Annotated in this window: 10 protein-coding genes; 3 read left to right on the top strand and 7 right to left on the bottom strand. The window is 62.4% G+C overall.

Annotated features, from left to right (window positions below; translation table 11 throughout):
• Positions 1 to 12 precede the first annotated feature (12 nt).
• Positions 13 to 1,137, top strand: coding sequence for a signal recognition particle-docking protein FtsY (gene ftsY, locus AC07ZH_RS19705; protein WP_495201007.1), 1,125 nt, complete (start codon positions 13 to 15; stop codon positions 1,135 to 1,137).
• Positions 1,138 to 1,170: 33 nt separating this feature from the next.
• Here the strand turns inward: ftsY and cutA are convergent, their stop codons facing one another.
• Positions 1,171 to 1,503, bottom strand: a complete 333-nt coding sequence (gene cutA, locus AC07ZH_RS19700) for a divalent-cation tolerance protein CutA (protein WP_119108842.1) — start codon at positions 1,501 to 1,503, stop codon at positions 1,171 to 1,173.
• Positions 1,504 to 1,728: 225 nt separating this feature from the next.
• Here cutA and rpoH point away from each other — a divergent pair, with 225 nt between their 5' ends.
• Positions 1,729 to 2,664, top strand: a complete 936-nt coding sequence (rpoH, locus tag AC07ZH_RS19695; RefSeq protein ID WP_495201006.1) for an RNA polymerase sigma factor RpoH — start codon at positions 1,729 to 1,731, stop codon at positions 2,662 to 2,664.
• A gap of 353 nt (positions 2,665 to 3,017) precedes the next feature.
• Here the strand turns inward: rpoH and AC07ZH_RS19690 are convergent, their stop codons facing one another.
• Positions 3,018 to 3,485: an Lrp/AsnC ligand binding domain-containing protein gene (locus tag AC07ZH_RS19690; RefSeq protein WP_119108845.1), complete on the bottom strand. Its 468-nt coding sequence runs from the start codon at positions 3,483 to 3,485 to the stop codon at positions 3,018 to 3,020.
• 130 nt (positions 3,486 to 3,615) lie between these two features.
• On the opposite strand from AC07ZH_RS19690, the gene AC07ZH_RS19685 reads away from it, so the two are divergent.
• Positions 3,616 to 4,917, top strand: coding sequence for a D-amino acid dehydrogenase (locus tag AC07ZH_RS19685; protein ID WP_495201005.1), 1,302 nt, complete (start codon positions 3,616 to 3,618; stop codon positions 4,915 to 4,917).
• Between the two features lie 110 nt (positions 4,918 to 5,027).
• Here AC07ZH_RS19685 and nosR read toward each other — a convergent pair whose 3' ends face one another.
• The 5 genes from nosR to AC07ZH_RS19660 are packed head-to-tail and all read right to left on the bottom strand — an operon-like array spanning position 5,028 to position 10,391.
• Positions 5,028 to 6,311 (bottom strand): response regulator c-di-GMP phosphodiesterase, NosR family, encoded by a 1,284-nt coding sequence (nosR, locus tag AC07ZH_RS19680; protein ID WP_495201004.1) that lies wholly within the window; start codon positions 6,309 to 6,311, stop codon positions 5,028 to 5,030.
• A complete protein-coding gene (locus AC07ZH_RS19675; protein ID WP_495201003.1) occupies positions 6,304 to 8,478 on the bottom strand; it encodes a PAS domain S-box protein in 2,175 nt (724 codons plus the stop codon). The genes nosR and AC07ZH_RS19675 overlap by 8 nt, the downstream gene beginning before the upstream one ends.
• Positions 8,479 to 8,497: 19 nt before the next feature.
• Positions 8,498 to 9,385 carry an HDOD domain-containing protein gene (locus tag AC07ZH_RS19670; RefSeq protein ID WP_119108849.1) on the bottom strand — a complete coding sequence of 296 codons (888 nt, stop codon included), beginning with the start codon at positions 9,383 to 9,385 and terminating at the stop codon, positions 8,498 to 8,500.
• Positions 9,382 to 9,573, bottom strand: a complete 192-nt coding sequence (locus AC07ZH_RS19665) for a hypothetical protein (protein WP_495201002.1) — start codon at positions 9,571 to 9,573, stop codon at positions 9,382 to 9,384. Before AC07ZH_RS19665 ends, AC07ZH_RS19670 begins: the two co-directional genes overlap by 4 nt.
• Positions 9,570 to 10,391, bottom strand: coding sequence for a response regulator (locus AC07ZH_RS19660; RefSeq protein ID WP_495201001.1), 822 nt, complete (start codon positions 10,389 to 10,391; stop codon positions 9,570 to 9,572). Before AC07ZH_RS19660 ends, AC07ZH_RS19665 begins: the two co-directional genes overlap by 4 nt.
• Positions 10,392 to 10,394 lie beyond the last annotated feature (3 nt).

The raw sequence follows: 10,394 nt of genomic DNA, 5'->3' as shown, positions 1-10,394 counted from the left end.
AGCCCGCCCGCTGTGCCCGCGCCCGCGCCTGCACCCGAAGAACCAACTCCTGGCGCCGCGCCTGCCTCTGAACAGGCCCCGGCGGTTGCAGCACCCGCCTTCGCGCCCGAAGCGACCACCGGTCTATTCGCCGAAAGTGCAATCCCCCACATTACGGCCATTACGGCCGCCCAAACGCCTGAATCGCCCCATGCCGCGCCCCCGGCCTCCGCTCCCCGGATGGGTTGGATGGACAGGTTGCGCGGCGGCCTGCGCAAAACCAGTGCCAGCATCGCCACCGTCTTTACGGGAACCCGCATCGACGAGGCGCTGTACGAGGAGCTCGAAGAAGCCCTGCTGATGGCCGATACCGGCGTCAAGGCAACCGAGCGCCTGCTGACCGACCTCAAGCGCCGGGTGAAGGACACCCGCACCACCGACCCCGCCGCCGTCAAAGGGCTGCTGGTCGATGCGCTCACCGAACTGCTGCGCCCGCTGGAGAAACCCCTGGTCATTGGCGAATTCACGCCGACGGTCATCATGGTGGCAGGCGTCAACGGCGCGGGCAAGACGACCTCCATCGGCAAGCTCACGCGCCATCTGGCGCAGGCCGGCGCCAGCGTGCTGCTGGCGGCGGCCGACACCTTCCGCGCGGCAGCGCGCGAGCAGCTCGGCGTCTGGGCCGACCGCAACACGGTGGAAATCATCAGCCAGGAAGGCGGCGACCCCGCCGCCGTGAGCTACGACGCCGTCACCGCCGGCCGCGCGCGCCGCAAGGATGTGGTGCTGATCGACACGGCCGGGCGCCTACCCACCCAGCTGCACCTGATGGAAGAGCTGCGCAAGATCAAGCGCACCATCGTCAAGGCCGGCAACGCGCCCGGCGCCGCCGGCATGGGGCAGCCGCCGCACGAAGTGCTGCTGGTGATTGACGGCAACACCGGACAGAACGCGCTGGCCCAGGTGCGCGCGTTCGACGACGCGCTGCAGCTGACCGGCCTCATCGTCACCAAGCTCGACGGCACCGCCAAGGGCGGCGTGCTGGCGGCGATCGCGCAGGAGCGCCCGCTGCCGGTGTACTTTATCGGCGTAGGCGAGAAGCTCGAAGACCTGGAGACCTTCAGCGCGCGCGAGTTTGCGCTGGCACTGCTGACCTGAAGGTCCAGCAGGCACAGCAGGCCCAGGAAGCCTCTACGCAGCAACCTCCCGCCGCACCCAGTCTGCATATTCCACCGTAGCCAGCAGCCTCTGCACCACCAGTTCGGGCAAGTCGTACGGGTGCAGGGCGCGCAGCAAACCCAGCAGTTGCGGCACTGCTGCCGGCAGCGTCTTGCACACCAGCCGGTGCTCGCCTTCTTCCCGCAGCACGCCCGCCCAGCGGTAGTGCGAAACCACGGCCTCCACCTGCACGCAAGCAGCCAGGCGCTGCGCCAGTACCGCCTGCGCCAATCGCCGAGCGTCTTCGGCGCTGGCGACGGTGGTGGTCACGGCACACAACTCGGCTGTGGCGTCGATCGGGTTCATTCCAGGCTCTTTGTGCGGGCCGAGGCTGACACCGCAAGGCCAGTGATTCGGGTGGGCGACACTATCGTATTTATAGCTGTCATCGCAATACCATCAGGCGGAAGGCTGTATTTTTAACATAATTCCAACTATCGGTTTTGTCCCACACCAATTTGGGGAACTTGGCGGTTAGCAGTCCCTCTAAGAGAGTGCTAATATTTGCCCATGGACGAAAGGAATTCTGAAATGAAACTCCCCTCTGGATCCGCAACAACCGCGCTGGCCCCGGCCAACCCGTGGGCGCTGGTGCCGCCACTGGGGAATCTGGACGCCTACATTTCCGCCACCAACCGTCTGCCGTTGCTGACGCTCGAAGAGGAGCAGGCCGCTGCGCGCAGCCTGCGCGAGAACAACGACCTGGACGCCGCGGGTCGGTTGGTGTTGTCGCATCTGCGCCTGGTGGTGTCTATCTCGCGCCAGTACCTGGGCTATGGCCTGCCGCACGGCGACCTGATCCAGGAAGGCAACGTGGGGCTGATGAAAGCCGTCAAGCGCTTCGACCCCGACCAGGGCGTGCGCCTGGTGAGCTACGCCATGCACTGGATCAAGGCCGAAATTCATGAGTACATCCTGAAGAACTGGCGCATGGTCAAGGTGGCGACCACCAAGGCGCAGCGCAAGTTGTTCTTCAATCTGCGCTCGATGAAGCAAGGTTTCAAGGCCGACGCAGAAGACGCCGACACGCACCGCAATACCTTGTCGGAGCGCGAGATCGACCAGATGGCGTCGCAGCTGAACGTGAAACGCGAAGAGGTGATGGAGATGGAAACCCGCATGTCGGGCGGCGACGTGCTGCTCGACCCGGCGCCATCGGACGATGGCGAGCAGGCTTTCGGCCCGATCGCCTACCTGGCGGACGCCGCGCACGAGCCCACCGCCATGATCGAATCGCGCCAGCGCGACGCCCTGGCAAGCGATGGCATTGCCACTGCGCTGATTGGTCTGGACGAGCGCAGCCGGCGCATCGTAGAAGAGCGCTGGCTGAACGTGAACGACGACGGCTCAGGCGGCATGACGCTGCACGAACTGGCGGCCGAATACGGCGTCAGCGCCGAGCGCATTCGCCAGATCGAAGTCGCAGCCATGAAGAAAATGAAGAAAAGCCTGGCCGAGTACGCCTGAGCACAACCAACTTGAATCAGAAGGCGCGCAACCCTCACCGGTTGCGCGCCTTTTTCATGTGGTGGGGGCTTTTGATGTCTGCATGCCCTTCGCGCCGCGCCGCGCTCACCTCTGGCGCGGGAGCACTGCTCGCGGCCGTACTGCCCCTGGCCCGCGCTGCGGACGCCAGCACCGCACTGGGCTGGCCGAGCCGCACGCTCAAGCAAGCTGTTCCAGCAAAACTGGCAGGTCGCCGGCACCACCGCCGAAGGTCTGGCACGGCGCGTGCAGGCGGATGCTTAGTTGCTCGGCAACGTGATTCGTACGCGCCATACCACCGCCCAATAGCCGCCCGCCCCAGCGCCCCGCGGCATTCAGCGGTCCATCGGCAGGACCTGGCTCTCCTTTACCTCCTCCATCACCACGTAGCTGTGGGACTGGGCCGTGACGGGGAGCTTTTTCAGCATATCGCCGAGCAGATGGCGGTATTCGTTCATGCCGCCAAGCCGGGCCTTGACAAGGTAGTCAAAGCTGCCGGACACCAGGTGGCATTCCATCACTTCGGGCAGGTGCAAAAGCTCTTGGCGCACCTTGTCGAACACGTCACCCGACTTGGACGACAGCGTGATTTCCACAAACACCAGCAGCGTTTTGCCGAGCGCGGCGGGGTCCACGCGGGCGTGGTAGCCGGTGATGACCTTGTCGCGCTCCATGCGCCGCACCCGCTCGGAACACGGCGACGTAGACAGGCCGATCTGCTCGGCCAGATCGGTCATGGAAATACGCCCCTGGCGCTGGAGGATGTCGAGGATTTTCCGGTCAATGCGATCGAGTTCGGCCATTTGAAGCGTCCGGCAACAAAACAGCCCTCTATTTCAGCCGAAATTCTGGCCAATGGCACATTTTTAAGTGAAATTTATGGCGCTGCCATCCATAAACTTCCTATAAATCCTGTTGATTTTGGAGTGCGCGATGAAAGTCATAGTTCTCGGTGGCGGCGTGATCGGTACCACGACTGCGTATTACCTGGCCCGTTCGGGCGCCGAGGTGGTGGTGCTCGACCGCCAGAGCAGCGTGGCGCAAGAAACCAGCTTCGCCAACGCTGGTCAGGTTTCGCCTGGCTATTCCACGCCTTGGGCGGCTCCCGGCATTCCGTTCAAGGCGATGAAGTGGATGTTTCAGAAGCACGCGCCACTGTCCATCCGCCCAGACGGCAGCCTGTTCCAGCTGCGCTGGATGGCCGCCATGCTGAAAAACTGCTCCGCCGATCGTTACGCGATCAACAAGGAACGCATGATGCGCGTCGCCGAGTACAGCCGCACGTGCCTGCGCCAGTTGCGTGCGGATACCGGCATTGCCTACGAGCACCGCAGCCAGGGCACGCTGCAGCTCTTTCGCACGCAGGCCCAACTCGATGCCGTGCAGCGCGACGTGGCTGTGCTGAAGGAATGCGGCGTGCCGTACGAATTGCTGGACCGCGACCAGCTCACCACCGTTGAGCCTGCATTGGCACAGGCACGCGAGCGCCTGACCGGTGGGCTTCGCCTGCCCAATGACGAGACAGGCGACTGCCACATGTTCACGCAAGCGCTGGCCAAACTGGCGCGCGGCCTGGGAGTCGATTTCCGCTTCGATCAAACGGTCGAGGGGCTGGTCACCGAAGGCAATCGCATCACCGGCGTGCGGGTGGGCGGCGAAGTGCTCACGGCCGACCGCTACGTGCTGGCCTTTGGCAGCTATTCACGCGGCTTCTTGGAGCCACTGGGGCTCAAGCTGCCGGTGTACCCGGTGAAGGGCTATTCGCTGACGGTTCCATTGCTGAACCCCGAACTGGCGCCGCAGTCCACCGTACTGGACGAGACCTACAAGGTCGCGGTTACGCGCTTCGACAACCGCATCCGCGTCGGCGGAATGGCGGAGCTGGCGGGCTTTGACCTCTCGCTCAACCCGCGTCGGCGCGCCACGCTGGAGATGGTGGTGAGCGACCTGTTCCCCGGCGGCGACTTGCCCAAAGCCGAATTCTGGACGGGTCTGCGCCCCATGACCCCCGACAGCACACCGATTGTCGGCGCCACGCCGTATTCCAACCTGCTGCTCAATACCGGGCACGGAACCCTTGGATGGACCATGGCCTGCGGCTCGGGCAAGTTGGTAGCCGACCTGACCATGGACCACACGCCGGAAATTCGTACCGACGGCCTGGGTCTGTCGCGCTACCTGCCCCCGGCCCGTGCCCGCTCAGCGCACGCGCACTCGGCCGGCGCTGCGGCTTGAAGCGCCCGAGCGCGGCGGATTTCACTTGAAGGCCGAGGCACTGAGCGCCGGTGCACACGCGCTGTGGCGCTCTCCCGTTGGGTGCAGCGAAGAGGCGCGAAGCACCTCCTTCAATCCCTGACGAACACCGTCATCTCAACACCCTCTGTCGCCTCATAGGCCAGCATCCGCTCGATCAGCTTGGCGCTGAGCACCTGTTCGCTCCCTAGAAGCAACACACCTCCCGTGCGCATGAACTCCCGTGCCAGGACCATGCCCGGCTTCAGTTCCGACAGCCTGCATTCGCGCTGGCGCACTGGGGGATTGGGCGGCGCTGCCAGCACGGCTGTCAAGGCATCAAGCACCTGGGGATCGTACCGCTTGCCACGGTCCTTCTCCAACGTCTGGCGCGCCTCCTCAGGCGTGAAGTGCAAGGCTGAAAACGTTCCAATTTGGAGACTGTCGTAGTCATTGGCTACCGCCAGCAGGCGTGCACCCAGCGGAATATCGTGCCCCGTCAGGCTGTCCGGAAACCCCAGGCCATCGAAACGCTCATGGTGGTGGCGCACCAGCTTGGAGACTGCCGCGAGTTCGTCCAGCGCCATCAAGGCGTTCTCCCCGTCCTGCGGGTGCTTGCGGTAGACATCCAGGTCCTCCGGACCCATGGTCCGTACCGGGCGGGTCAGCAACACGTCGTTGAAGCCGATCTTTCCAATGTCGTGCAGCATGCCTGCCACGAACACGTTCTGCACCCCCATGTTATTCATGCCCATGCGGATGGCCATGGAGCGGGCCAGGGCTGCCACCCGGCGCGAGTGGCCAGCCAATATCGGATGCCGCATCTCCATCAGCGTAGAGTAAATTTTTACCGCCGTAAGAAAACTCTGCTTGACCCTTTCATTCGCCTTCTGCAGATCGGCTGTCCTCTCCTGTACCTTGGCCTCCAGAGATTCGTTCAGCTGACGCAACGCTTCGTTCTGTTCGAGCGTAAGGGCCTCCAGGCGCTCCTTCTCGCGCTCCAATGCCTTTCTCTCGAGGGCCTGCCGCACAGTAAGCGCCATGTCTTCGTCGGTCCATGGCTTGGTGATGTAGCGATAAATTTCACCCTGGTTGATGGCCTCGATGGTGGAGCCGATGTCGGCATAGCCCGTGAGAAGAATGCGTACCACATCCGGCCACTCTTGTTTGACCACCTTGAGAAACTGGGCGCCATCCATGTGCGGCATGCGCATGTCGGAGATGACCAGATCCACCGGCTCGCTGCGCAGGATTTCCAGCCCTTGCGCGCCGCCTTCGGCCACCAGCACCCGGTACCCACAGGGACGGAAAAGACGCCGCAGCGCTGACAGAATATTGGGCTCGTCATCGACACACAGCAAGGTGCCAGGTATCTCTGGGCCGTTCTGCTCAGACATTCACCGTCCCCGCCGCGGCTGCAGGCTGAACAATGGGTAGCTCAATACGGAAAACCGTGCCCTTGCCCACCTGGCTCTGCACCGTGATCCGGCCATGGTGCTTTTGAAGGATGCCGTAGGTGAGCGACAGCCCCAGGCCAGTTCCCTTGCCCACCGGCTTGGTGGTAAAGAAAGGATCGAAAATCTTCTGCTGGATTTCAGGCGGCATCCCGCCACCATTGTCCGCAAACTCCAGCCAGGCGAAATCGCCCACAGTGCCCGAACGAATGGTGATGCAGCCACGCTCCTGGCCCATGGCATGCGCGGCATTGACCAGCAAATTCATGAACACCTGGTTGAGTTGCGACGGCAGGCATTCAACCTGCGGCACAACCCCATACTCCTTCACCACGTCGGCCTTGTATTTGATCTCGTTGTTGACGATATTCAGCGTGGAGTCGATCCCGTGGTGCAGATCGGCGGTCTGCCATTCCTGGCTGCTGTCCACACGGGAAAAATCCTTCAAGTCCTGGACAATCTTCTTGACACGGGTGATACCCTCCTGCGACTCGCTGATCAGCGACGGAATATCCTCTCGCAAAAACTCCACGTCGATTTTTCTTCGTAGGGCGTCGATATCGGCCGTACTCGGCAACTGCTCGTAGGCCGTCAACAGTGCCATGAGATCGCCAAGATAGTTCCGCAGCGAGCCGATATTCGAGTGCACATACCCGATAGGGTTGTTGATCTCATGGGCCACCCCCGCAGCCAGCTGACCGATGGAAGCGAGCTTTTCCGACTGTGCCAACTGCGCCTGTGCTTGTGTGAGCTGCTCGTTGAGTTTCTCTAGAGCTTCATTGTGCTGACGCAACTGCACCTCGGCCCTGCGGCGCTCGGCATTGTCCTGAGCCAGCTGGGCGTTGGCGGAGGCCAATTGGCCCGTGCGTTCCTTCACCTGCTGCTCCAGATCATCGTGCGCCTTCTGCAGGGCAAGCTCGGAGGTTTTGAGCCGGGTTACATCCACCAGGGTTTCGATAGCGCCCACGATGCGCCCTTTACCGTCGCGCAGCGGGGAGGCCGTAAAAACAAACCACACCCCCGCCAGCCTGGCGGTCGAAAAGAACCCTTCCGCCTCCCAAGCGTCCGGTATCACCTCCGAAGGCCTGTACCTGTCCTGGTAGTGCTCCCGCACCCGCGCAGCTTGCGCATCGTCCACGATCAGATCGGCCAGAACGGGGCGTGGTGCGTCATAGAACGGCTTCCACTGGTCGCGCGTACCCACCATGTCGGTTGCGGAAATAGACGTCACCTTTTCAACCGCCCGGTTCCAGTGGGTCACTACATGGTGTTCATCAATGACCATCGTGGGAACAGGACTCCCATCGATGATTTGCGCCAGCACTTGGCGCATATGCAGCTGCAGAGCCTCGCTCTTGCGCTGCTCGTTCAGGTTGATATAGGTATCGATCAGTGTGGCCCGTCCGTCCACGGGCAACATTCCTACGGCCTGCTCCACCCAGCAGCGTTGCCCGGTGGCGGATTGCAGGCAGCTCTCGAACCGGGTTTGCGTGGTCTCACCGCGCAGACGTGCGGCGAGCCGCTGGCGCAGCCGCTCGCGGCTTTCGGGATGGGTCAACTCTTCGTAGGGCAGGCCCTGCAGGGCCGCCAGGGAATACCCGGTCAGCGACAACATCGCCTGGTTGGCATACAGAATGCTGCCTTGGCGGTGCAGCAGGACAGGCGTGGCCAACCCCTCCAGCATGGAATAAAAGCTATCCTGGACATTAGCCACCAGCGGCGGAAAATCCTGCTGCCGTGCCGCAGAGGTGGCCAAGATCAACACCCTATCGATCTGGCCAGCGTCGTCTTTGAGCGGCACCATGGTGGCTTGGACCAGCAAGGACTGTCCATCGGCCTTGCGCAGCGAAAGTTTGCCCAGCCAGCAGCGGCAATGCGCCAGAAATCCCAGGACATCCGACGGATTGAATCCCTGACCGCTCTCGGGAACGATGGTGGCGAGTTGCTGCCCTTGCAGCGCTTGCTGAGCATGGCCAAGCGCCCGGGCCAAGTGGGTATTGACCATCACCAGATGCCCGTTGCGGTGTACCACCGCCAGCATGAACCCCTCCATCAGCGCGGGAAAAAGGCCGCTCAGTGCGACGTCGTGGGGGGGTGGCAATGGGGTCATGGCGGCAAGGGAAAGCGCTTTAGTGCATCAATTGCTGGCACGCAATCTGGTAACGCTCTTCAATTTCCGACAGCAGCTTGTTGCTGCCAGACCAGTCCAGTTGCAGTCCATCCCAGGCGACCACCTGAATATCGGGCACCTGGTCCTGCGGCTCCTGCAGCAGGTCAAGCGCATGGGCCAGCGCATGGGACACATGGACCAGCCAGACCATGGCATCGGCCTCCGGATGATCGCACTGGTGGTGCAGCGCCATGCAGCGGCGCAGCATGGCGGGAAGCTGCCACTGCCGCGCCAACTGCTCGCCCACTTGACAATGATCAAACCCCCACACGGTGCGTTCCGCTTCTAGTAGGCGGTACGCCACCGAGGCAGATGACCCGTCCGAATCCGCTTCTGCCAAGGATTGCCATACAAGTTCCTGCACCTGCCGGTATCGCTCCGGGTCAATGGCCAGCATCACCAGCCGCCCCAGATCACTCAACAGGCCAGCGGTGAAAGCCGCATCCACCGCCAGCCGGGCCCTGCGCGCCAGGGCCTGGGTGCACACGGCGACGGCAACACTGTGGCGCCAGTGGGCCTGATAGGCAGACTGCAGGGCAGGAATGCTGGTCTTGAACTGCTCCATCACGGCTGCGGCCAGCGCCATCGCTTGCAGGCTGCGCAGTCCCACCAACGAGACGGCATGGGCAATCGATTCCACCTGATGGGCCAGGCCAAAAAACGGTGAATTCGCCACCCGCAACGTACGAGCAGCGATCACGGGATCGCTTTCTATCAACTCTGTCAGTGTCGCAATCTCAGGGCTTTCCTGGGCCAGACACTGCAACATGCGCGTCCGTATGGGCGACATGGTCACCAACTTGCCTATGCGCAAGGCGAGCTCATCCTGCCCCATTGGCTTGCTCATGATGGCACCTTGAGACGGTAGCGCTGCACGATCTCGCGCAGTTGCTCCATGGGATAGGTGGGCGCCGTTCCTCGAAAGAGCCAGTCAACTCGCTGCGCTATCACCGCAGGATCCGATGCAGCACAAGCTGGCGGAGGACTGCGCGTTGCAACAACAGGGCTGCTGTGGGCTACGTCTTTCGGGATCATGGCGCGGCTCCTACAGGAATAAAAGTCAGCAGTCCACCTTGCCCCAGCGAGCCACGGCCCACGCGGGTGTAACACACCGTCCAGTCGGGCATGTACAAGGTCTGGCTGGCTTCTTCCCTGACAGCAGGAAAATCACTGAAGAGTTGCGCCAATCCGGCCACCTCCTGTAGCGCAACACCGGGAACTGCCCCGGCAAAGAAGCGCTGCGATGCAGCATTGATCAGTACCAGCATACCGCTGTCGTCGACACCCATCACCGGAACGGCCACAGCATCAAAGATTTCATGCGAAACGCCGATGGCAACCTCATCTTGCAGCAGACGGCGCTGTTGCTGGCGCACCATACCTGCCAATTGGGCATGCGCCTGTACCAGCGATGCATGGGCACTTTCCAGCTCATCATGCAGGCGCTGGTTCTCGTCCTCCAGCGACTTCTGGCGAAAGGCCTCGGCGATGTTGGCACGCAGGTGTTCATCGTCCCAAGGCTTGGTCATGAATTTGTAGACCGCCCCCTCATTGATGGCATCGGTGACCGATTGCAGCTCGGTATACCCTGAAAGCACCATCCGGATGGTTTTTGGGTAGCGCCTGCGGGCCTCACGCAGAAACTCAACCCCGGTCATGCCCGGCATGCGCTGGTCGGACACAATCACATCCACAGGTGTCTCTGCGAGCACCTCAAGCCCCTCCTTCCCTCCGCTGGCAGTCAGTAACTGGTATCCGTCTCGACGGAGCACGCGCTTGAGGGCCGTGAGTATGAATGCCTCATCGTCCACAAGCAGCAGGGTCTGGGATGCTTGTTCCATGATGAAACCCATGCT

It is taken from the genome of Simplicispira sp. GW247-4R2A, assembly GCF_059424465.1.
This window is presented reverse-complemented; position numbering and strand designations above follow the sequence as displayed.

Coding starts and splice junctions, on each gene's coding strand:
- nosR (WP_495201004.1), bottom strand. CDS start 6,311: ATGTCTGAGCAGAACGGCCCAGAGATACCTGGCACCTTGCTGTGTGTC.
- AC07ZH_RS19665 (WP_495201002.1), bottom strand. CDS start 9,573: ATGATCCCGAAAGACGTAGCCCACAGCAGCCCTGTTGTTGCAACGCGC.
- AC07ZH_RS19685 (WP_495201005.1), top strand. CDS start 3,616: ATGAAAGTCATAGTTCTCGGTGGCGGCGTGATCGGTACCACGACTGCG.
- AC07ZH_RS19675 (WP_495201003.1), bottom strand. CDS start 8,478: ATGACCCCATTGCCACCCCCCCACGACGTCGCACTGAGCGGCCTTTTT.
- AC07ZH_RS19690 (WP_119108845.1), bottom strand. CDS start 3,485: ATGGCCGAACTCGATCGCATTGACCGGAAAATCCTCGACATCCTCCAG.
- AC07ZH_RS19660 (WP_495201001.1), bottom strand. CDS start 10,391: ATGGGTTTCATCATGGAACAAGCATCCCAGACCCTGCTGCTTGTGGAC.
- AC07ZH_RS19670 (WP_119108849.1), bottom strand. CDS start 9,385: ATGAGCAAGCCAATGGGGCAGGATGAGCTCGCCTTGCGCATAGGCAAG.
- rpoH (WP_495201006.1), top strand. CDS start 1,729: ATGAAACTCCCCTCTGGATCCGCAACAACCGCGCTGGCCCCGGCCAAC.
- cutA (WP_119108842.1), bottom strand. CDS start 1,503: ATGAACCCGATCGACGCCACAGCCGAGTTGTGTGCCGTGACCACCACC.